The sequence below is a fragment of the Dolomitihabitans soli genome (genome assembly GCF_022213955.1).
GTDB lineage: Bacteria > Actinomycetota > Actinomycetes > Streptosporangiales > Streptosporangiaceae > Streptosporangium_A > Streptosporangium_A soli.
Map to the genome: position 1 here is coordinate 290,934 of NZ_JAKNTW010000019.1, position 21,923 is coordinate 312,856.

At 69.8% G+C, this 21,923-nt stretch carries 17 protein-coding genes, 1 rRNA gene and 1 riboswitch; of the genes, 8 read left to right on the forward strand and 10 right to left on the reverse strand.

Translation table 11 applies throughout. The annotated features are described in order from the left end of the window. Positions 1 to 1,410: a dihydrolipoamide acetyltransferase family protein gene (locus MBA17_RS31595; RefSeq protein WP_238500390.1), complete on the forward strand. Its 1,410-nt coding sequence runs from the start codon at positions 1 to 3 to the stop codon at positions 1,408 to 1,410. A gap of 146 nt (positions 1,411 to 1,556) precedes the next feature. Then, positions 1,557 to 1,850, forward strand: coding sequence for a Dabb family protein (locus tag MBA17_RS31600; RefSeq protein ID WP_238500391.1), 294 nt, complete (start codon positions 1,557 to 1,559; stop codon positions 1,848 to 1,850). A 42-nt stretch (positions 1,851 to 1,892) separates the two neighbouring features. On the opposite strand, the gene MBA17_RS31605 is transcribed toward MBA17_RS31600, so the two are convergent. Next, a complete protein-coding gene (locus MBA17_RS31605) occupies positions 1,893 to 2,225 on the reverse strand; it encodes a hypothetical protein (RefSeq protein WP_238500392.1) in 333 nt (110 codons plus the stop codon). A gap of 178 nt (positions 2,226 to 2,403) precedes the next feature. On the opposite strand from MBA17_RS31605, the gene MBA17_RS31610 reads away from it, so the two are divergent. Then, positions 2,404 to 5,190 carry an AfsR/SARP family transcriptional regulator gene (locus MBA17_RS31610; RefSeq protein ID WP_238500393.1) on the forward strand — a complete coding sequence of 929 codons (2,787 nt, stop codon included), beginning with the start codon at positions 2,404 to 2,406 and terminating at the stop codon, positions 5,188 to 5,190. 38 nt (positions 5,191 to 5,228) lie between these two features. Continuing rightward, entirely contained in the window at positions 5,229 to 6,962 is a 1,734-nt protein-coding gene (locus tag MBA17_RS31615) for an AfsR/SARP family transcriptional regulator (RefSeq protein ID WP_238500394.1), read from the forward strand. A 21-nt stretch (positions 6,963 to 6,983) separates the two neighbouring features. On the opposite strand, the gene MBA17_RS31620 is transcribed toward MBA17_RS31615, so the two are convergent. Next, on the reverse strand, positions 6,984 to 7,208 hold the full coding sequence (locus MBA17_RS31620; RefSeq protein WP_238500395.1) for a DUF6458 family protein: 225 nt from the start codon (positions 7,206 to 7,208) through the stop codon (positions 6,984 to 6,986). Between the two features lie 74 nt (positions 7,209 to 7,282). Further along, a complete protein-coding gene (locus MBA17_RS31625) occupies positions 7,283 to 9,094 on the reverse strand; it encodes an acyl-CoA dehydrogenase (RefSeq protein WP_238500396.1) in 1,812 nt (603 codons plus the stop codon). 111 nt (positions 9,095 to 9,205) lie between these two features. Between MBA17_RS31625 and MBA17_RS31630 the strand changes: the two genes are divergently transcribed. Together MBA17_RS31630 and MBA17_RS31635 are read left to right on the forward strand one after the other, a co-directional pair. Continuing rightward, the gene (locus MBA17_RS31630; protein WP_238500397.1) at positions 9,206 to 10,015 is read left to right on the forward strand and encodes a class I SAM-dependent methyltransferase; all 810 of its coding nucleotides are present in this window, start codon (positions 9,206 to 9,208) and stop codon (positions 10,013 to 10,015) included. 7 nt (positions 10,016 to 10,022) lie between these two features. Beyond that, a riboswitch (guanidine-III (ykkC-III) riboswitch) is annotated at positions 10,023 to 10,089 on the forward strand. Between the two features lie 16 nt (positions 10,090 to 10,105). After that, positions 10,106 to 10,426, forward strand: a complete 321-nt coding sequence (locus tag MBA17_RS31635) for a DMT family transporter (protein WP_238500398.1) — start codon at positions 10,106 to 10,108, stop codon at positions 10,424 to 10,426. A gap of 9 nt (positions 10,427 to 10,435) precedes the next feature. Here MBA17_RS31635 and MBA17_RS31640 read toward each other — a convergent pair whose 3' ends face one another. The 5 genes from MBA17_RS31640 to MBA17_RS31660 all read right to left on the reverse strand — a co-directional run bounded on the left by MBA17_RS31640 (position 10,436) and on the right by MBA17_RS31660 (position 15,447). Beyond that, positions 10,436 to 10,801, reverse strand: coding sequence for a VOC family protein (locus MBA17_RS31640; protein ID WP_455432894.1), 366 nt, complete (start codon positions 10,799 to 10,801; stop codon positions 10,436 to 10,438). 50 nt (positions 10,802 to 10,851) lie between these two features. Then, entirely contained in the window at positions 10,852 to 11,307 is a 456-nt protein-coding gene (locus MBA17_RS31645) for a hypothetical protein (protein WP_238500400.1), read from the reverse strand. A 94-nt stretch (positions 11,308 to 11,401) separates the two neighbouring features. Next, positions 11,402 to 13,447: a molybdopterin-containing oxidoreductase family protein gene (locus MBA17_RS31650; RefSeq protein WP_238500401.1), complete on the reverse strand. Its 2,046-nt coding sequence runs from the start codon at positions 13,445 to 13,447 to the stop codon at positions 11,402 to 11,404. A 40-nt stretch (positions 13,448 to 13,487) separates the two neighbouring features. Then, positions 13,488 to 14,834, reverse strand: coding sequence for a M28 family metallopeptidase (locus MBA17_RS31655; protein ID WP_238500402.1), 1,347 nt, complete (start codon positions 14,832 to 14,834; stop codon positions 13,488 to 13,490). Between the two features lie 163 nt (positions 14,835 to 14,997). Next, on the reverse strand, positions 14,998 to 15,447 hold the full coding sequence (locus tag MBA17_RS31660) for an RpiB/LacA/LacB family sugar-phosphate isomerase (protein WP_274386217.1): 450 nt from the start codon (positions 15,445 to 15,447) through the stop codon (positions 14,998 to 15,000). A gap of 106 nt (positions 15,448 to 15,553) precedes the next feature. On the opposite strand from MBA17_RS31660, the gene MBA17_RS31665 reads away from it, so the two are divergent. Continuing rightward, positions 15,554 to 17,995 (forward strand): lysylphosphatidylglycerol synthase transmembrane domain-containing protein, encoded by a 2,442-nt coding sequence (locus MBA17_RS31665; protein ID WP_238500404.1) that lies wholly within the window; start codon positions 15,554 to 15,556, stop codon positions 17,993 to 17,995. A gap of 157 nt (positions 17,996 to 18,152) precedes the next feature. Here MBA17_RS31665 and mgrA read toward each other — a convergent pair whose 3' ends face one another. Further along, the gene (gene mgrA, locus MBA17_RS31670) at positions 18,153 to 19,166 is read right to left on the reverse strand and encodes an L-glyceraldehyde 3-phosphate reductase (RefSeq protein ID WP_238500405.1); all 1,014 of its coding nucleotides are present in this window, start codon (positions 19,164 to 19,166) and stop codon (positions 18,153 to 18,155) included. Beyond that, entirely contained in the window at positions 19,163 to 21,259 is a 2,097-nt protein-coding gene (locus MBA17_RS50625; RefSeq protein ID WP_238500406.1) for a S9 family peptidase, read from the reverse strand. The genes mgrA and MBA17_RS50625 overlap by 4 nt, the downstream gene beginning before the upstream one ends. 594 nt (positions 21,260 to 21,853) lie before the next feature. Here MBA17_RS50625 and MBA17_RS31680 point away from each other — a divergent pair. Next, positions 21,854 to 21,923: ribosomal RNA gene (locus tag MBA17_RS31680) — 16S ribosomal RNA — on the forward strand; the annotation flags it as partial.

The following is a 21,923-nucleotide window of genomic DNA, read 5'->3' on the forward strand; positions in this document are numbered from 1 at the left end:
ATGCGAAGCGAGTTCAGGCTCCCCGACGTCGGGGAAGGGCTCACCGAAGCCGAGATCGTCCGCTGGCACGTCAAGGTCGGCGACTCGGTCAAGGTGAACCAGACGATCGTCGAGATCGAGACCGCCAAGGCCATTGTCGAACTGCCGTGCCCGTTCGAGGGCGTGGTGGCCGGTCTGATGGTGGACGAGGGCCAGACCGTCGACGTCGGCACCCCCATCATCGCCGTGGACACCGAGGAGGAGGCTCCGCCGGGGCCGGCTGACGACGGGCGCGCGGCGCGGGCCGAGGACCTGGTGCCCACCCCACCGGCCGAAGGCGCCGTCGAACCCGGCGTCCACGGCAGCCCCGCCCCCAAGGAGCAACGCCAGCCGGTGCTGGTCGGCTACGGCGTCAAGATGGACGCCACCAAACGCCGCCCCCGCAAACCCGCCCAGCAGCCGCCGGCGGGGAACCACGCCCCTGAGCCTCGCCCGTCCCAGGTGATCCCGTCCCAGGCGAGCCCGCCTCTGACAGCCGGAGAAACCCACGTCGCCGAGCGGGGCACACGGGCGGACGTGCTGGCCAAGCCCCCGGTCCGCAAGCTCGCCAAGGACCTGGGCGTCGACCTCACCGCCCTCACCGGCACCGGTCCGCACGGCACGATCACCAGGGACGACGTCCACGCCGCCGCCGACCAGCCCCCGCCCGCCGTACGGCCCGCCGTACGAGGCCAGGAGGAACGCGTCCCGATCAAGGGAGTACGGCGCGCCACCGCGCAGGCGATGGTGGCCTCCGCCTTCACCGCTCCGCATGTCACCGAGTTCCTCCAGGTGGACGTGACCGAGACCGTACAGGCGGTACGGCGGCTCCGGGCGATGCCCGACTACGCCGAGATCAAGGTCTCCCCCCTGCTGCTGCTCGCCAAGGCGCTGCTGGTCGCCGCCCGCAGATATCCGATGGCCAACTCCACCTGGGACGAGGAGGCCCAGGAGATCGTGGTCAAGCACTACGTGAACCTTGGCATCGCGGCCGCCACCCCGCGCGGGCTGCTCGTGCCCAACATCAAGAACGCCGACTCCCTCTCGCTCCGAGACCTGGCCCAAGCCTTGGCCGCGCTCGCCGAGACCGCCAGGGCGGGCAAGACGCAGCCGGCTGACATGGCGGGCGGCACGATCACGATCACCAACGTGGGCGTGTTCGGCGTCGACACGGGCACCCCGATCATCAACCCCGGCGAGGTGGCGATCCTCGCCCTCGGCCAGATCAGGGACCTGCCCTGGGTGGTGGACGGCCAGGTCGTGCCGCGCAGCGTGTGCACGCTCGCACTGTCCTTCGACCACCGCGTCATCGACGGCGAGCTGGGGTCGCTGCTGCTCCGCGACGTCGGGGCCATGCTGGAGGACCCGCTGCGCACCCTCGCCTGGAGCTGACCCAGGGCCGCGACCGCCTCCGCCCGTCCGGGGGCGGAGGCGGTCGCGTAAGGTGCGGGGCGTACGCCGGGAGGTCGGGTTCGGCTCTCCGGACTACGCTCGATGACCGCGCCAAGGGCCGGTCCGCGCTGAGAGAAGGAGAGCGGATGCTCCGCCACGTGGTGCTGTTCACCTGGACCGATGACTCGACCGAGGAGCAGCGGGCCGAGGTCGCGACCCGCCTGCGGGAGCTGCCCGGGGCCATCGCCCAGATCAGGGACTACCGCATCGGCGCCGACGCGGGCATCAACGACGGCAACTACCACTTCGCCGTCGTGGCCGACTTCGACTCCGTCGACGACTACCTGGTCTACCGCGACCACCCGCTCCACCAGGCCGTGATCGCCGAGACCATCAAGCCGATCGTCGCGGGCCGCGCCGCCGTCCAGTACACCCTCTGACGGTCGGGAATCGGCCGGTCGGGATCGCCTGCGGGCTTTGCTTTAGTCGCAGTGCTCCATGGGTGAGATGTACCACAGATTCGTGGAACTCGTGTCGCCACCATAAACGCCGCCCCACGAGATGCATTGCCCCGGAGCGTTAACCTTCACCGGGCCGGCGTAGTACTTGTAGTCATCGTATTCCGTACGCGATGTTCCGCCTGCGGGCCGGATGTAGGCCCCGACGTTTACATCGTCTGTCGTGTCTTTCCAGGTGACCACACAGTTGGTCGTGCCGTTGTACATCAGATAGACGACGGCTTTGCCGAGATCTTTCTTGTCGATCACGTGGTAAGAGCCGACGCCGCATGCCGCGACCGGCGACGACGCCGCCATCGCGGCTGAGGTGGCCGGCGACGGTGTCGTCGGCGCCGATGCGGCAACCAGGATCGATCTGTCAGGCCGACACGGCGATCAGCCGAACGTGTGGCGATCAAGCCACATCATCGAGTGACCCGTCGATCAACTTCGGGCTCCGCGCACCCCCTACGATGCGGGGATGCGGGAGGAGCCGATGGAATTCCGGATTCTGGGTCCTCTGGAGGCGGTCGTCGACGGTCGCCCGGTCGGTCTGGGCGGGGTGCGGCCCAGGTTGCTGCTGGCGACCCTGCTGCTGTCGCCCGGGCGGCGGGTGCCGCTGGACGGCCTGATCGAGTCGGTGTGGGGGGCGGAGCCGCCGGGTTCGGCGCGGACGCAGCTCTCCATCCACGTCTCCGCGTTGCGCAGGGCCCTCGGCAACGCGGACGTGATCGAGACCGTCGACAGCGGCTACCGGATCCGGGCGGAGAACGCGCGGATCGACGTGCTGACCGCCGAACGGCGCCTGGCACGGGCCGAGGAGGAGGTCGCGGCCGGCCGTACCGAGGAGGCGGTCGCGGTGCTGGAGGAGGCGCTCGCCCTGTGGCGCGGGCCGGTGCTCGCGGGGCTGGACAGCGCGGTCATCGCCGACGGGGCGCGGCGGCTTGAGGAACTGCGGCTGGCCGCCGCCGAGGAGTGGGCGGAGCTGAAACTGGCCCTGGGGCAGCATCGTGAGCTGGTCGGCGATCTGACGAGCCTGCTCGCCGAGCAGCCGTTCAGGGAACGGCTGCGCGCCGCCCTGATGCTCGCGCTGTCCCGATCGGGCCGCCAGGCCGACGCGCTGGAGGTCTACCGCGAAGGCCGGGTCCTGCTGGTCGACGAGCTGGGCCAGGAGCCCGGCCCCGAGCTGCGCGAGCTGGAACAGGCGATCCTGCGTGAGGATCCCTCGCTCGGCCTGCCCTCCCCGGAGCCCCGGCACGGCGATATGGCGGCGATGGTCCCGGCGGAGCTGCCCGGCGACGTGGGCACGTTCACCGGGCGGGACGAGGAGATCGAGCGGCTGTGCGAGCTGCTGGCCGGAAAGGGGAGCCACGGCGGCCGGGTGGCCATCGCCGGGCCGGGCGGCATCGGCAAGTCGGCGCTGGCCATCCACGTCGCCCACCGGATGGCCGCGGACTTCCCCGACGGCCAGCTGTACGTGAACCTCGCCGGCGCCACCCCCGACGCGACCCCCGCCAAACCGGGTGACGTCCTGGCGAGGTTCCTGAGGTCGCTGGGATTGTCCGCCGCCGTGCCCGCCGACGATGACGAGGCGGCGGCCAGGTTCCGTTCGCTCACCAACGGCAAGCGGCTGCTGGTGGTCCTCGACGACGCGGTGGACGCGGCGCAGGTGCGCCCCCTGCTGCCGGGCAGCGCGACCTGCGCCGTGCTGATCACCAGCCGGCCGGTGCTCGGCCACCTCGACGGCATCATCCACCAGCGGCTCGACGTGCTCCCGGAAGACGACGCGATCGAGTTGCTCAGCAGGATCGCGGGCGGGCGGAGGGAGGGCGTGGCCGAGGTCGCGGCGCTGTGCGGCGGGTTACCGCTCGCCCTGGGCATCGCCGGAGCCCGGTTGAACGCCCGGCCCGACTGGACGATGAGGACCATGGCCGACCGGCTGGCCGTCCAGCAGCGCCGGCTCGCCGAGCTGGAGGTCGACGACCAGGCGGTGCGCGCCACCTTCATGGTCAGCTACCAGAGTCTCGACAGTCCCGAGGTCGCCAGGATGTTCCGCCTGCTCGGCCTGCTCAACGGCCCCGACACCGGGCTCTTCGCCGCGGCTGCGCTCGCCGGGCTGCCGGAGGGGACGGCGGCGGGGCTCCTCGACCGGCTCGTGGAGAGCCAGCTCGTGGAGGAGCACGTGCCAGGTCGTTACCGCCTGCACGACCTGCTCTGCCTGTTCGCCAGGGAGCGTGCGGGCGCCGAGGAGTCGGCGCGGTCGCGTAAGCAGGCGGTGGAGCGCGTCCTGTGGCGCTATCTCCACCTGGCGCGTACGGCGGTGCTCGCCGCCACCCCGGGAGACTGGAGGGTCCGGCTCGGTCCCGAGGTGCCGGCGGGCGCCGCCGGCCCGGTGCCCCACACAGGCCAGGGCGACACGTGGATCCAGACCGAGACGGAGAACCTCATCCACGCGGCCCGCCAGGCCGTCGACAGCGACCATCCCGGCATCGCCGTCGGACTGACGGGTGCGCTGAACACCTCGCTGGAGCAACGTGCCAGGTGGCAGGAGCAACGCGCGCTCGGCGAGCTGACGCTGCGGGCCGCCGACCGTACCGGTGATCCCGTTCATCATGGTCTGGGTCACAACGACATCGCGTGGGTCTACTTCGCGATCAGCCGGTTGCCGGAGGCGCTCGTCCACTTCGACAAGGCGCTGGAGATGTGGCGCTCGGCGGGCACCGGAGCGGGGGTGGCTCTGGCACTGCAGGGCAGGGGAGCGGCGCTGCGGGCGCTGGGACGACTGGAGGAGTCGCTGGAGAGCCTGGCCGAGGCCCGCGCCGTGTGCGCCGCGCAGGGGGACCGGCGGCGGGAGGCCGCCTGCATGACGAGCACCGGGCTCACCTACGGCAGGCTGGGGAGGTACGCGGAGGCGGTCGCCGCGCACCGGGCCGCGGTGGAGCTCGCGAGGCGGACGACGACCTCGTGGCTCACCGAGATCATGTCGCTGGGCAACCTCGGCAATGCCCACCGGGTCGCGGGCGACCCCGAGCAGGCGGTCGTGGTGTTCGAGGAGGTTCTGCGCGAGGGCCGGGCACGGCACTACGCCGGCACCTACTGGGAGGCCGAGCACCTGTGGGGGCTGGGCCGGGCGCTGCACGACCTGGGGCGGGACGGGCGCGCGTCCTGGCGGCACTCGGCGGCGATCCTGCGGGAGCTCGGACTGATCACCGCGGAGGAGTGCCGGGTGATTGAGGACAGCCGCGAACCCACCACTCCGGAGGTCATATCCCATCAGCTGTGAGGGTGCCGGATATCGGCGACTCTTTTACAGTGCGTTTCATGACGTACGGGGACACGAGGCACGTCGACATCCGAATTCTAGGGCCGCTGGTGGCCGCCGCCGGGGGGCGGCCGGTCAACCTCGGCGGACCATGTCCACAGCTGCTGCTGGCCGCGCTCCTGCTGGACGCCGGCCGGGCCGTTCCGGTGGAGCGGCTGACCGAGGCGATGTGGAACGAGGAACCGCCCAGGTCGGCACGTTCACAGATCTCCATCCACGTCTGGGCGCTCCGCAAGGCGTTCAAGGAGGCGGGCTGCACGGCAGAGGTGATCGAGACGGTCAGCGGCGGCTACCGCGTGCGGTCGCAGGCCGTACGGCTGGATCTGGAGGAGGTGAAGCGCAAGGTCGGGCTGGCCCGTGAGACGACGGGGGAGCGGGCGGCGGGGTTGCTGCGCGAGGCGCTGGCGTTGTGGGGCGGCCCGGTGCTCGCCGGGCTGGACAGCCCGATCGTCGCCGCGCGGGCCCGGCTGATCGAGGAGCTGCGGCTCACGGCGGCCGAGGAGTGGATGGACCTGGAGCTCTCCCGGGGCCGGCACCGCGAGCTGATCGGCGAGCTGGACGTCCTGGTGACCGAGCACCCGCTGAACGAACGGCTGCGCGAGGGGCTGATGCTGGCCCTGTCCCGGTCCGGCAGGTACGGCGAGGCGCTGGAGGTCTACCGGGAGGGACACCGGGTCCTCGTCGAGGAGCACGGGCTGGACCCGGGCAGAGGTCTGCGCGATCTGTACGACACGATCCTGCTCGCCCGCGCGCCCGCGCAGCTGCCGCCGGCCGCCTGGGCGTTCACCGGCCGAGCCGCCGAGCTGGAGCTGATGGACACGCTGCTCGGTCAGCGCGGCCGCCATCTCCGGATGGGGGTGATCAGCGGCATGGCGGGGGTCGGGAAGTCGGCGCTGGCCCTGCACTGGGCGCACCGGGTGGCCGACAGGTTCCCCGACGGTCAGCTGTTCGCCGATCTCCGGGGATATGACCCGGACGCCGATCCGGTGCCCGCCGCGCTGATCCTGGCCCGGTTCCTGCGCGCGCTGGGCATCGCGGACGAGCTGATTCCCGACGGCGGCGAGGAGCGCGCGCTGCTCTTCCGCAGCACGCTGCGCGAACGCCGGGTGCTGATCGTGCTGGACAACGCGGCGTCCTCGGCGCAGGTGCGCGCGCTGCTGCCGGGGTCCGAGGGCTGCTGCGTGATCGTGACGTCCAGGCGGCGGCTGCAGGGTCTGGTGGCGGGGATGGGCGCGTGCGCCGTGCCGCTGGACGTGCTGCCGGTCTCGGAGGCGGCGCAGCTCGTCGCGCGGATCGCCGGGGTGACCGACGACGCGGCGGGAACCTTGCGGCTGGCCGCGCTGTGCGACGGGCTGCCGCTCGGCCTGCGGATCGCCGCCGCCCGGCTGGTGACCCGCCCGGAGTGGACCCTGGGCGACCTGGCCGTACGGCTGGCCGACGACCGGCTGGACCAGCTGGGTGAGGTGCGTGCCGGGTTCGAGCTGTCCTACCGTGATCTCTCCAGCGACGCGGCGCACGCGTTCAGGAAGCTGGCCGAGTCGCCGGAGCGCATCTCGGCGCAGTGGCTCGCCGGGCTGCTCGACACCTCGGCGAGCCGTACCGAGGAGCTGGTCGACGAACTGGTCGACGCCCAGCTCCTCCGGCCCTCCCTGCGGGCGTCGTACCGGTTGCAGGGGCTGGTCCGGTTGTACGCCGGGGAGCGTGCCCGGGCGGAGGAGGCCATCCCGGTGTGAGCGGTCTGAGCGGGCGGGTTCTCACACCTCGGGAGGGTGGTTCTCGCGATGCATCAGCCGATCGTCGGAGGTGGCTCCCCTGCGTGGTGCCAGCACGAGGCTGAGCACCACGCCCGCGCCGCCGACGATCATGAAGATCAGCCCGATCGTGTCGATGCTGATGTCGTCGCCGAGCACGTTGTCGGCGATCGCGAACTTCAGGATCGCACCAAGGGTGAGGAAGAAAATGCTGACCCCGACACCCATCACGGCCTCCGAACGGTAAAGAGAACATCCGCACACCGTCATACCCGGCTTGGCCGTGCGGAATCGATCAGCTCCTAGAAGGCCTCGTCGGGGATTTCCATGATGCCGAGCCCGGTGGCGGTCAGGATCTGGCGCTCGGCGGTGAGGCGGGGGAGTACGGTCTGGGCGAAGAAGGCGGCGCCCGCGACCTTGCCGGTGTAGAACGCCTGGTCCTCGCCACCGTCGGCGAGGGCGGTCAGGGCCACCTCCGCCTGGCGGAGCAGCAGCCAGCCGATCACCAGGTCGCCGAGGGCGAGCAGCAGCCTGGTCGTGTTGAGGCCGACCTTGTAGACCTCGCGGGAGTCCTCCAGCGCGCCGATCGCCCAGCCCGCCATGGTGTCACCCATGGTCTTGACCTCGGCGGCGGCCTCGGTGAGCAGCTTGCGCTCCTCCTTCAGGCGGCCGTTGCCCGCCTCGGAGCCGGCGAAGGCGGTGATCTCGGCGATCAGCGAGCCGATGGCCGCGCCCTCGTTCCGCAGGATCTTGCGGAAGAACAGGTCGAGGCCCTGGATCGCGGTGGTCCCCTCGTACAGGGAGTCGATCTTGGCGTCCCTGATGTACTGCTCGATCGGGTAGTCCTGCAGGTAGCCGGAGCCGCCGAGGGTCTGCAGCGAGCGGGACAGCATCTCGTAGGACCGCTCGGACCCGACGCCCTTGACGAGGGGAAGCAGCAGGTCGTTCATCGCCTCGGCGGCCGCGTCGTCCGGGTTCATCTGGACCGCGTCCTGGAAGGTCGCCGTGTAGCACACGAGCGCGCGCATGCCCTCCGCGTACGTCTTCTGCAGCATGAGCTCGCGGCGTACGTCGGGGTGGTCGATGATGGTGACCCGCGGTGCCGCCTTGTCGGCCATCCTGGCCAGGTCCGCGCCCTGCCTGCGCTCCTTGGCGTAGGCCAGCGCGTTGAGGTAGCCGGTCGAGAGGGTGGCGATGGCCTTGGTGCCGACCATCATCCGGGCGTGCTCGATGATCATGAACATCTGCCGGATCCCCTGGTGGACGTCGCCGACCAGGGTGCCGATCGCGGGATGCCGGTCGCCGAAGGTGAGCTCGCAGGTCGTGGAGACCTTCAGACCCATCTTCTTCTCGACGTTGGTCACATAGACGCCGTTGCGCTCGCCGAGCTCGCCGGTCTCCAGGTCCACGTGGAACTTCGGCACCAGGAACATCGACAGTCCCTTGGTGCCGGGGCCGGCGCCGTCACGGCGGGCGAGCACCAGGTGGAAGATGTTCTCGCTCATGTCGTGCTCGGCGCTGGTGATGAAGCGCTTGACGCCCTCGATGAGCCAGGTGCCGTCGGGCTGCTCGATCGCCCTGGCCCGGCCCGCTCCGACGTCGGAGCCGGCGTCGGGCTCGGTCAGCACCATCGTGGCGCCCCAGTTGCGCTCGATGGCCAGCTCGGCGAAACGCTTCTGCGCGGGAGTGCCGACCTGCCACAGGGTGTGGGCGAAGCTGGGGCCCGCGCCGTACATGTAGAGCCCGGGGTTGGCGCCGAGCACCAGCTCGGCGGCCGACCAGGCGAGGCTGCTCGGGATGCCGGGGCCGCCGAGTTCCTGGGGGAGGTGGAGGTTGATCCAGCCGCCGTCGACGAGCGCCTGGTACGACGCCTTGACCGAGGCGGACATTGTGACGGAGCCGGTGGCCGGGTCGAAGACGGGCGGGTTGCGGTCGCCCTCCTCGAACGAGTCGGCGACGATGCCCGTGGCCAGGCGGTTCACCTCGTCGAGGATGCTCCGCGCGGTGTCCTCGTCCAGATCCGCGTAGGGCCCGGTGCCGAGGATCTCCTGGCGGCCGAACACCTCGAAGAGGTTGAACTCCAAGTCGCGCACATTGCTCTGGAAGTGGCCCATGGCCTGTCAACTCCTCGCACCCCGGGGGAACCTACTGGTGAGTAACCTTACTGGCTATGCTACCCGCCGGTAACCCCGCCAGGAACCCTGGAACCGGGGTATTCCGGAGAGATGACGGAACGAAGCACGGACTCCCCCGCGGCACTCGCGGCGCGCTGGCGGGCCGACCTGGAACGCTGGGCCATCCCCGCCGAGATCGCCGCGAACGCGCCCGTCAACCCGTGGGGACACGCGGTGGACCGCTTCGCCCGCCGTACGGACGCGTCACTCGCCCGCCCCGGTGGTCCGACGTTCGAACGGGTCCTTGCGGCGTTGCCCGAGGGCGGAACACTGCTCGACGTGGGCGCGGGGACGGGCGCCGCCGGCCTGCCCGCCGCCAAGGATCGGCGCGCGCGGCTGATCGCCGTCGACGAGAACGCCGGCATGCTCGCCCGGCTCGGCGAACTCTCCCCCGAAGCCGTCACGATCGAGGGGCGCTGGCCGGACATCGCGGACAAGGTCCCGGTCGCGGATGTAGCGATGTGCGCCCATGTGGTGTTCAACGTGCCCGACCTGGCGGAGTTCTTCGCCGCGCTGACCGCGCACGCCCGCCGCCGGGTCGTCGTCGAGCTGCCGGAGGAGCACCCGACGAGCTGGGCCGCGCCGCTGTGGGCGCACTTCCACGGCGTCACCCGGCCGGTCACGCCGACCGCCCGGGACGCCGTCGACCTGGCCGCCGCGATGGGACACGATGTGGACGAGGAGACCTATCCCGCCCCCGACGACCTGTTCGAATCGGTGGAGGAGCTGGCCGGGAGCGCCTGCCGGCGGCTCTGCCTCGATCCCGCACGTGCCGCGGAGGTCGCCGACGCCGCCCTGGTCCTGGGCGTGTGGCCGCTGCCGCCGCGACGGTGGACGACCATGTCATGGGAGGTTTGCTAGCCTGAAAGCAGAGGCCTCCACCGAGGTTCTCCCGGACGAGACGCGCCGTACCCGGATCGACAAGACGACGCATCCCGGAGGGGAGACGTCGTGGCTTGGATCCTGCTCATCGTCGCCGGCCTGTTCGAGGTCGCCATGGCCTACTCGCTCAAGATGAGCGACGGGTTCTCACACGTGTGGTGGGCGGCCGGCTTCCTGGGTTTCGCACTGCTCAGCTTCGGCCTGCTCGCACTGGCCCTCAAGGATCTCCAGGTCGGCACGGCCTACGCGGTGTGGACGGGGATCGGCGCGGTCGGCACGGCGGCACTCGGCATGATCGCCCTGGGCGACGACACGTCACTCGTCAGGATCGTGTCGATCGGGCTGATCCTGGCCGGCGTGGTCGGCCTCAACCTCGCCGGCGCCCACTGACCCAGCGGATCACTCGACCCGCTCGGCCTCCCCCCTGACCACGCAGAACTCGTTGCCCTCCGGGTCGAGCAGCGTCATCCACCCGCGGCGGAGCCCGTCAGGCTCCCGGTGGTCCTCGTACGGCTCGGCCCCGAGCGCGATCATCCGGGCGATCTCGTCGTCGCGGGTCGTGTCGTCGAGCGGCCACAGGTCCAGGTGCAGGCGATTCTTGACCGTCTTGTCCTCCGGCACCTGGATGAACAGCAGGTTCGGCTGGCCCTCGGGGGACACCAGGGCCACCTCTTCGTCACCGGGCTCGTCGCCGTCGATGGTCCAGCCGGTGACACGGCTCCACCACTGGGCGAGCTCGTACGGCCGGCGTGCGTCGATGGTCACAAAGTGAATACCAATCATGGGCCCACCCAACCGTGACACCGGCAAAGCCGTCAAGCCGGTTTCGAACCGGCCCTGCCCCGGAGCGCCAGCGCCAGCACGCCCGCGATCAGGTAGACCACCGCGCCGCCCCACAGGGCGTCGAACGCCGCCCCGAACATGCCCTCGCCGTCGAGGATGAGCTGGACCGGATACATCAGGACGGCCGCCCCCGCACCGGGGTAGAGCGCGAACTTGAACGGGTGCTTCAGCGACCACAGGCGAGCCTGCCGGGTCACCCGGTCGGCGACGTTCGGCTTGCCGATCGCACCGACGGCCGCCACCAGCGTGAACATCGTGATCCCCAGGCACAGCGCCCAGGTGAGGTCGGCGGAGCCCGGCAGCAGCACGCCCATGCCGAAGCTGGTCGCGGCCAGGACGCCGCCGCTGATCGCCGCGGCCTTCCACGGCGCGCCACGCAGCGCCGCGCCCGCCAGTGACATCTCTTCGCGTCGAGTCAGTTCGTTCATGTATCCCAGAGTGCGTCATCGGCCCCCCTGTCCGCATCGGGGACGAACCCTGGTTCTTACCCTGGCGGACGCACCCACGTCTCAGGGTCCTTTGTCAAGCCGGCGCGATCTCCACCAGGTTGTCGTGGAAGACCGCGCCCTTCGCCATGTCGGCGTCACGCTCCTCCACCACGGCGTTCACGCTGGTCCCGCCGGCACTGAGCTTCGACCAGCGGCCCTTGGCGCTGGCGATCACACCTGGCTGGACCCGGTCGGAGACCTCCAGATCGGCGACGAACTCGCCGCCGGCGTTGAAGACCTTGATCCGCTGGCCGTCCACCAGCCCGCGGGAGACGGCGTCCGCCTCGTTGACCAGCACCCGCGGCCCCTTGGCCCGCCGCAGCAACTCGGGATTGTTGGCGAAGATGGTGTTCAGGAACGTGTGCGACGCCGGTGTGATCAAGGCCAGGGGGTACGGCCCGCGGCTCGCCGTACGGGAGACCATCGAGGGGACATAGCCCGCGACCCGGCCGTGGCCCATCGCGGCGGCCCTGGCGGAGACGAACTCCAGTTTGCCGCTGGGTGTGGGGAAACCATCGGTGAATGGGACGAACGGGTCGGCGACGTTGAGCCTGACCCAGCCCTCCTTGCGCAGCCGGTCCAAGGTGACGCCGTCCAGCGACGGATGGTCGGAGGTGAGGAGTTGTTCGGCGAGCTCCAGGTCGGAGTCGTACAGCGCCGGCTCGTCGAGGCCCAGGCGGGCGGCCACCCGGCGGAAGGTCTCGGTGGTGGACAGGCACTCGCCGGGCGGCGCGACGGCGGGCTCGTTCCACAGCAGATACAGGTGGCCGTAGCCGGCGTGCAGGTCGGCGTGCTCGATCTGCATCGTGGCGGGCAGCACGAGGTCGGCGTAGTCGACGGTGTCGGTCGGGAACTGCTCCATCACGACGGTGAAGAGGTCCTCGCGGGCCAGGGCGCGGCGGATGCGGTTCTGGTCGGGGGTGCTGGTGAGCGGGTTGGCGGCGTAGACCCACAGGCACTTGACCGGGTTGCCGGTGTCCTCCAGGCCCTCGGCCAGGCGGGTCATGGTGAGCTTGCGCACCGGCTGGTCGAGCAGGTCGTAGCGGGGCTGCACGTTGAGCGGCGCGTACGGCGAGGTGTCGTAGGACACCCCGCCGCCCGGGTGCCGCCAGTCGCCGGTCACGCCGGGGATGCAGGCGATCGTGCGCAGGGCCGTGCCGCCGCCCTCGTGGCGCTGCATGCCCATCGTCGCCCGGATCCCGGTGGGACGGGTGTGTGCCAGCCGTACGCCGAGGGCGCGGATGGACTCCTCGGAGAGACCGGTGATCTCGGCGACCCGTGCCGGGGGATAGCGGAGGATCTCCTGCTGGAACTCGTCCCACCCGAGCGTGTGGTTCGCCAGGTAGTCGCGGTCCTCGGCGCCCTCTTCGAGCACCACGTTCAGCAGGCCGAGGGCGAGCGCCGCGTCGGTGCCCGGCCGGATCGGCAGGTGCTCGTCGGCCTGGTCCGCGGTCCTGGTCCTGATCGGATCGATGCAGACGACGTGCGCCCCCGCCTTGCGGGCGTCCTGGACGAACTTCCACAGGTGGTGCCCGCTGGTCAGCGTGTTGGTGCCCCACAAAAGGATCAGCCTGGAACGGGCGAACGTCTCGGGGTCCATGCCGCCGGACGTTCCGTTCGTGTAGGTGAGGCCCATGGCGCCGGCCCTGGCACAGATGTTGAGGTCGTGCCGCGAGGCGCCGAGGACGTTCCAGAGCCGCCGCCCCGCGTATCCCGACTCGCCCTGGATGTAACCGAGGGTCCCGGTGCCCTGGTACGGCCAGATCGCCTCGCCGCCGTACTCCTCGATGATCGCGGTCAGCCTGGTGGCGATCTCGTCGAGGGCCTGGTCCCAGGTGATCCGCTCGAACCGGCCCGATCCCTTGGGTCCGACCCGCCGCAGCGGGTGCAGGATCCGGTCGTCGGCGCGGGTGTGCTCCAGATACCGGTTGACCTTCACGCACAGCGCGCCACGCGTGAACGGATGCTCGGGATTGCCCCGCATCGAAACCGCTTTGCCGTCCTCGACGCCGACCACCCAGGAACACGTATCGGGGCAGTCGAGCGGGCAGGCCCCGAGCACCCGCAGTTCACGTGACATACCCGGATTCTAGGATGTCCGTAATGTCGGGATCTACTGTTTAGTTTCGGGACGGCGCCTTGAACGCGTACGTCGCGGCCAGCGTGGCGATCGCGTCCGAGTTCACGTCGAGCGCGGTGTCGTTCAGGTTGGTGATGTTGTCACACGCCTTGTGGTAGCACGAGTCGAACGGCTGGCCCGCCGTACCGCCGAACTTCTCGGCCTCGGCCGCCGTCTTCAGCCCTTCCGCCCCGGTGAACAGCCCACCGGCCGGAATCCCCACCTTGATGAACGGCCCGTAGTCGGAACGCCCGCTGAAGTCGGTCCCGACGAACGGCAGACGGCGGCTCCGGAAGAACCCCTCGAAGTCTTTCTCGATCTGCGCCGAACCCGCCGGGCCGGGACCCGCGCCCACGGCATCGGAGTCGTCACCGTCGTAGATCCCGTAGGTGAAGTTCGTCGACGCGATCATGTCGAAGTTGAGGTACGCGGCGATGGTCCTGTACTGGTCGGGCGGCAGCTGCGACACGTAGTGAGTCGACCCCAGCAGGCCCAGCTCCTCGGCCCCCCACCAGGCGAAACGCAGCTTGTTGGCCGGCCTGACCGCGTGCATCCGCAGCGCCACCTCCAGCAACCCCGCGCTGCCCGATCCGTTGTCGTTGATCCCCGGCCCCGCGATCACCGAGTCGAGGTGGGCGCCGAGCACGATCGTGCGGTCGGCCCGGCCGCCGGGCGAGTCGGCGATGACGTTCCGGGTGACGCGATCCTCGCTCTCGGTGCGCACCCGCAGGCGCACCTGCTTCCCGCTGATCTTGGGACCGGTCGTCTGGCCCACCGCGACCACGGGAATCCGCAGTCCCGGCTTGCTCAGCGTGCCGTCGGGAGCATCGGCGGCGGTGTTGACGACGATCACCCCGACGGCTCCGGCGGCCTGGGCGAGATCCGCCTTCACCCGGAAGGAGCACTCGCCCCGCTGCACCAGGGCGATGGACCCCTGGGCGCCGCGGTAGTCGGCGGCCACGCACCCGTTGGCCCCCACCGGCCTGGCCTTCGCGCGGACCTCGCTCGAAGGGGAGTACTCCAGGGTCTTCACCAGATGTGAGGCCCGGCCCCTCCGCAGCACCGGCTTTTCGATCTCGCGGTAGAACGGGAACGTGAACGCCTGCTCCCGCACCTGGTAGCCCGCCGCTCGCAGGCGGCTCGCCACGTAGGACGCGGAGGCGTCGTAGCCCGGCGTGCCGGAGGCGCGGGTGTCGCCGTACTGGTCGGCGATCCGCTGGAACGCGGCGAGATGGGCCTTGACGGCGGCACCTCGCACCTGATCCACGACCAGGTCCACCGGGTCGGGCGTGGGTACGGAGACGAGTGGCACGATCGCCGCGGCGGCGGCAAGCAGATGGCAGCGCATGTACTAAGAGTGACAGGACGATTACGATTCGGCCAGTATGGCGATGCGTTGGCGCGTCAACGCCCGCCGTACGGGCTCTCGCCTGGCCATCCGGCACGCCGGACTTCTGGCCGCCCGGTCTTATGTTCGCGATGTCGTGGCCAAGGGGGCCGGGCGGAGCCGATCAGCGGTGCGATCCCCAGTCCAGCTCGTCCACGTGCGCGATGTTGGCCCGGTCGGAGTCGTCGGCGCTGGGCACGCCGGCGAACCAGGCGTCCAGGATCTCCACCAGCACCGGCGGCGAGGTCAGCCGCAGGCTCAGCGCGAGCACGTTGGCGTCGTTCCAGGTACGGGCGCCGCCCGCGGTGACGGCGTCGACGCAGAGCGCGGCCCGCACCCCGCGCACCTTGTTCGCCGCGATGGACGCGCCCGTGCCGGTCCAGCAGCAGACGACCGCCTGGTCGGCGTCCCCCGACGCGACCGCCCCCGCGGCCTCCGCGCAAGCCCATGCCCAATCCGCGCGCTCATCCGCCAAAGCACCATGCAGTATCACGGTATGACCTCTTCGCTCGAGTTCGGGTGCCACGAGTGACGCCACGCCGTCCAGGCTGTCCGAAGCGAGTGATATACGCATGACACAGATTGTGGAGAGTATGGGGGAAGATCGCACGCGTACAGGGGGGGTCCTGGACGATCGTCGATGAGGCGAAATCAACCGGGAAAGGGCAGAATCACGGGCGGTGACACAAATCAGGGATCATGACGGGGCGCGGAACCCGGCGGAGGACGATGTGCCTCCTCCGGGCGGTCCCGCTGTTCCCCCGCAGGTGCTGGTGATCGAGCCACTGCTGCCGCAACGCATCAGGCGGCCCTCCGACGCGCTGCGCTTCCTGGCCACCCTCCTGCTGCTGGCCGGAGTGGTGCTGCTGGCCCTGGTCGCCAAGCAGACGCTCAACGGCATCGAGCAGGACGTCGAGGTCGGCACCGGCCGGGCGCCCGGTCCACTGATCCTCGCGGCGGGCTTCGTCGGCGGCGGCGCCGTGCTCATCATCCCGGTCGCCTTCGCGGTCGAGCGTGTCTTCCGCCGCGACAGCCTGCGCGTCGCCGAAGGTCTGATCGCCGCGATCGTCGCCGTGCTGCTCTCCTTCACCCTGGGCGAGTGGCTGCTGGTCTCCGGCTCCACGGACCTGCGGCAACTGCTCACCGGCGACCGCCCCGGAGTCGAGCCGCTCAACACCCTGCTCACCTCCGTCGTCGCCTACATGACCGCGGTCCGCATCTCCCGCCGCCCGATGTGGCGCGCCCTGATGTGGGTGGCCATCGCACTGGACATGTTCGCGCTGTTCACCGCGACCGACGCCACCGTGCTCGGCGTGATCGTCAGCATCCTGGTCGGCCTCGGCCTCGGGTACGGCACGCTCTACGTGGTCGGCAGCCCGAACACCAGGCCGCCCGGCAGCACGATGATCGCCGCGCTGCGCAGGCTCGACTTCGCCCCGGTCAAGGCGCGCAGGATCGACGACGACCCGCAGGGCAGCCGCCGCTACGCCGTCGGCCTCGACGACGGCCGCCGCATCGACGTCACCGTGCTCGACCGCGACCGGCAGGTGGCCGGGCTGCTCTACCGGCTGTGGCGGCGGCTGCTGCTCAACTCCGAGACGCGCAGGCGGGCCATCCGCTCGCTGCGGGCCGAACTGGAGCGCGAGGCGCTGATGGCGTACGCCGCGCAGGCCGCCGGGGCTGGCATCCCCCGCCTGCTGGGCACCAGCGAGATCGGCACCGAGGCCGCGTTGCTGGCCTACGAGCACCTGGAGACCCGCGCCCTGGAGGACGTCCCCGACGACGAGATCACCGACCGGGTGCTGATGGAGATCTGGGAACAGGTCCGCCTGCTCCAGGCCCAGCGGCTCGCCCACCGGCGGCTGGAGGGCGAGAGCATCCACCTCGACCGGTCGGGACACGTGGTGCTGGTCGACGCGCGCAGCGGTGAGATCGCCGCCGGCGACCTGCTGCTCAGGCTGGACATCGCCCAGCTCCTCACCTACCTGTCGCTGCGCGTGGGCGCCGAGCGCTCGGTCCGCGTGGCGGCGGCCGTACTCGGGTCCGAGGCCCTGGCCGGGGCGCTGCCGCTGCTTCAGCGCATCGCACTCACCCGGACGACCCGGTCGGCGCTCAGGCAGCACAAGAACCTGCTGTCGGCGATCCGCGAGCAGATCGTCGAACTGACGCCGAGGGGCGAGATCGCGGAGGTCCGCCTGGAGCGGTTCCGGCCGCGCACCATCGTGACGATCATCGGCAGCGCGCTGGCCGCCTACATCCTGCTCTCGCAGCTCACCCAGGTGAACCTCGTTCAGGTGATCACCACGGCGGATTGGGCCTGGACCGGGCTGGCCCTGGTCGCCTCGGGGCTGAGCTACCTGGCGGCGGCGCTGATGCTCAAGGGATTCGTGCCCGAGTCGCTGCCGATGGGCCGTACCGTGCTGGTGCAGTTCGCCGGGTCCTTCGTCAAGCTCGTCGCGCCCGCCGCCGTGAGCGGAGTCGCGATCAACACCCGCTACCTGCAGAAACGCGGCATCCCGCCAGGGCAGGCCGTCGCCAGCGTGGGAGCCTCCCAGCTCATCGGGCTGACCTTCCACCTGGTGCTGCTGGCGTTCTTCGCCTACCTCACCGGCTCCTCGGCGGCGTCCTCGCTGACGCCGTCGCGCGGCCTGCTGATCGTGCTGCTCGGCCTCGCCATGGTGGTCCTGATCGTGCTGGGCATCCCGATGCTTCGCCGGATGATCACCACGCGGGTGCGGTCGCTGTTCTCCGGCGTGGTGCCGCGACTGCTCGACGTGCTCCAGTCACCCCGCAAGATCCTGGAGGGCTTCTCCGGCACGCTGCTGCTCACACTGGCCTTCGTGACCTGCCTCGACGCGTGCATCCGGGCCTTCGGCGGCACGCTGAGCTTCGCGACCGTCGCGGTGGTCTTCCTCGCCGCGAACGCCATCGGCTCCGCCGCGCCCACGCCGGGCGGCCTGGGCGCGGTCGAAGGCGCGCTCTCCCTCGGCCTGACGCTGTCGGGGCTGCCCGCCGAGGTGGCCACCTCGGCGGTGCTGCTCTACCGGCTGCTCACGTTCTGGCTGCCCGTGCTACCGGGCTGGGCCTCCTTCACCTGGCTACAACGCCACGAGGCCATCTAGCCTCGTGGCCTCGTGGCCGTCCGGCCATCAGGTGGTCCAGCCACGAGGCCGACCACCCACCGGGCGGTCCAGCCACGAGGCCGACCAGCTGCCAGGCCGTCCAGCCATCAGGTGGTCCGCAGATCAGACGGCCAGCGGCCGACGTCGCCCAGGGGTATCAGGCGGGCCAGAGGTTGATGCCGGCCTCGACCGCGTCCTTGTCGATGGCGTCCAGTTCCTGCGGGGTGAACCCGAGGGTGTCGACGGCCGCGATGTTGTCCTCAAGCTGCTTGACGCTGCTCGCGCCGATCAGCACCGAGGTCACCCGCCGGTCGCGGAGCGCCCACGACAGTGCCATCTGCGCGAGGGACTGGCCGCGTCGGCCGGCGATCTCGTTCAGTGTGCGCACGTGTCGCAGGGCCTCGTCCGTCAGCAGGTCAGGGCTGAGCGACTTGCCCTGGGAGGCCCGCGAGCCCTCGGGGATGCCGTTCAGATACCGGTCGGTCAGCATCCCCTGCGCGAGCGGTGAGAACGCGATGCATCCCACACCCTCGGCTTCGAGCGTGTCGAGCAGCCCGCCCTCGATCCACCGGTTGAGCATGGAGTACGACGGCTGGTGGATGAGCAGCGGAGTGCCCATTTCCCGCAGGATGGCGGCCGCCTCGGCGGTCTTCTCCGGCGAGTAGGACGAGATGCCCGCGTAGAGCGCCCTGCCCGAGCGCACCGCGTGGTCCAGCGCGCCCATCGTCTCCTCCAGCGGCGTCTCCGGGTCGAACCGGTGGCTGTAGAAGATGTCGACGTAGTCGAGTCCCATCCGGGCGAGCGACTGGTCGAGGCTGGCCAGCAGATACTTCCGCGATCCCCACTCGCCATAGGGCCCCGGCCACATGTCGTAGCCCGCCTTGGTCGAGATGACCAGCTGATCCCGGTACTTCGCGAAATCCTCGCGGAAGATGTGCCCGAAGTTGGTCTCGGCCGAGCCGTACGGCGGGCCGTAGTTGTTGGCCAGGTCGAAGTGGCTCACCCCGAGGTCGAAGGCGCGTCTGAGGATGGCCCGCTGGGTGTCGATCGGCTTGTCGTCGCCGAAGTTGTGCCACAGTCCGAGCGAGACGGCGGGCAGTTTCAGCCCGCTCCTGCCACACCGGTTGTACGGCTGCCGGCCGTACCTGTCCTCGGAAGCGACGTAAGTCATCGTGCACCCAACTCCGTGATCTCGGTTTGTGCCTTTTCGGGGGATCCGAGCCTGTCCAGAATCCAGGAGAGGACGAACGCCTCCTCGTGCCAGGCGTCGTAACGGCCGCTGCGGCCGCCGTGCCCGGCTCCCATCTCCGTCTTCAACAGGAACGGGCCGCCCTGGGCCGTCGCCCTGAGCCGGGCGATCCACTTCGCGGGCTCGTGGTAGAACACCCGGGTGTCGTTGAAGCTGGTGATCGCCAGGATCGGCGGGTAGACGCGGCCGTCGACGTTCTCGTACGGCGTGTACGACTTCATGTAGGCGTAGACGTCCGGGTTGTGCAGGGGGTCGCCCCACTCGTCCCACTCGATGACGGTCAGCGGCAGCGAGGGATCGAGGATGGTGTTCAGCGCGTCGACGAACGGCACCTCGGCGACCACGCCCGCGAACTCCTCGGGCGCCAGGTTCGTGACCGCCCCCATGAGCAGCCCGCCCGCCGAGCCGCCCCTGGCGACGACTCCGCTCGACCAGCCCGCGTTCTTCAGATGCCGCGCGCAGGCGACGAAGTCGGTGAAGGTGTTCTTCTTGCTGGTGAACTTGCCGTCCTCGTACCACCTGCGGCCCATCTCACCGCCGCCCCTGACGTGCGCGATCGCGAAGACCAGCCCTCGGTCGAGCAGGCTGAGCCTGGCGACGGAGAAGGCCGGGTCGATCGACATCTCGTAGCTGCCGTAGCCGTACAGGACCGTCGGCGCCGGCCGTTCCGTGCCCTTGCGCAGCACGATGGAGATCGGCACCCGCGTGCCGTCGTCGGCGGTGGCCCACTCCCGATGCTGCTCGTAGTCGGCCGGGTCGTAGCCGCCCAGCACCGGCTTCTGCTTCAGCAGGATCAGCTCGCGGCCGGCCAGGTCGTAGTCGTAGACCGAGGGCGGGGTGACCATGCTGGTGTAGGCCAGCCGGATCCGCCTCGTGTCGAACTCCGGGTTCCCGCCGGGCTCCACCGTGTAGATCGGCTCGGGAAACCCGATCTCGTACGGCTCCGCCTCGTTCGGCAGGACCCTGACGCCGGTCAGCCCGTCACGCCGGAAGTGCACGACGGTGTGGGTCGCGAAGGCGTCGATGTCGAGCAGCCGGGTGTCCGTGCGGTGCTCGATCAGCGGCGTCCAGGAGCCCGGGTCGTCGATCGGCGCGGTGGCCAGCTCGAAGTTCTCCGCGCCGTCGTTGTGCAGGATGAGGAAGTGGTCGCCGGCGTGGTCGAGGCCGTACTCCACGCCGGTGCGCCGCGGCCTGACCACGGTGAACTCGCCCGTCGGGTCGTCGGCGTCGAGGACGCGCACCTCATTGGTGATCTTGCTGCCCGCGCTGAGGACCAGGTAGCGCTCGCTCCGGGAGAGCCCGATGCCGACCCAGAACCGCTCGTCGGACTCCTCGAAGATCAGTACGTCGTCCTCGGCGGGAGCCCCGATCGTGTGGCGGTACACCTGGAAGGGACGCCAGGCGTCGTCGATCCTGGTGTAGAAGAACACCGAGCCGTCGCCCGACCAGGTGCCGCCGTAGAAGATGCCGGGGATCTCGTCCTTCAGCGTCTCGCCGGTGACGAGATCCTTGATCTTCAGGGTGAACCGCTCGTCACCCGTGAAGTCGGTGGAGTAGGCGAGCCGCGTGCCGTCCGGGCTGACCGCGGAGGCGCCCATGGAGAAGAAGGCGCTGTCGCCCGCGAGTTCGTTGCCGTCGAGGAGCACCTGCTCCCCGGGCAACGGCCCGCCCTCGCCCATCTCGGGCGGTGTCTCGCCGTCGGCCGCGACCCGGCACTGGATGCCGTACTGGCGGCCTTCCTCGGTCCGGGAGTAGTACCACCACCCGCCCTTGCGAGTCGGCACGGACAGATCAGTCTCAAGGGTCCGTTTCTTGATTTCCTGGAAGACGTTCTCCCCTATTTCCTCCAGGTGTGCGGTGGACTCCTTGGTGAAGGCGTTCTCCGCCTCCAGGTAGGCAACGGTGTCTGGATCGTCCTTACTGATCAGCCACGCGTAGTCATCCCGTACCGAGTCCCCGTGATGGGTCCGCTCGCTGGGTATCTTCTTCGCCACCGGTGGTGTGTCACTACTCACCCGGCCGAGTCTATGTCGCCTCCCTCACCTCGCCGGGGCCCCGCGAGTTCGCCGGGGGGTGTTCACCCGAACTCCGAAGTACGGCGCGCCACCTGCGGGAACGGCCGGCCGGTGCGCCGGATCTCCCTGCGGGGTCGGCGATTGTGTCCCGAGCTCATCCGGAGGGCTGCTAATCTTTCGTTGTCGGCAAAGCCCGGCGCAACCAAATCTGATCACTCATCTGAGCATCGGCTTGGCTTGCGCTGTCTTGGTCGGCACCCCCTTGAAATCAGCAGTTCTGAAGCACGGTTCGCAGAACCGACTAAGAGCTGGTAAGTTAGAGGGGTTGTCCCGGAAACGGGGCGGTTCGAATTCTAGAACACCTGCTGATTTGACTGAAAACAGCGAGTGGAAATAGAATAAGGACATCGAAACAAGGAAATGAGCGCCCCTGAGGGCTGGTTCTCCGGAACTGGTTTGAGGGTGTACGCGTCCGTTTCTTGAGAACTCAACAGTGTGTTCAAAAGCCAGTGCATGATGCACAACCCCGTCACGTTAATTGTGACGGATTCCTTTGGTTGACATTTATGTCAGCCAGGTGAAGTTTCCAAGCATTTTTTGGAGAGTTTGATCCTGGCTCAGGACGAACGCTGGCGGCGTGCTTAACACATGCAAGTCGAGCGGA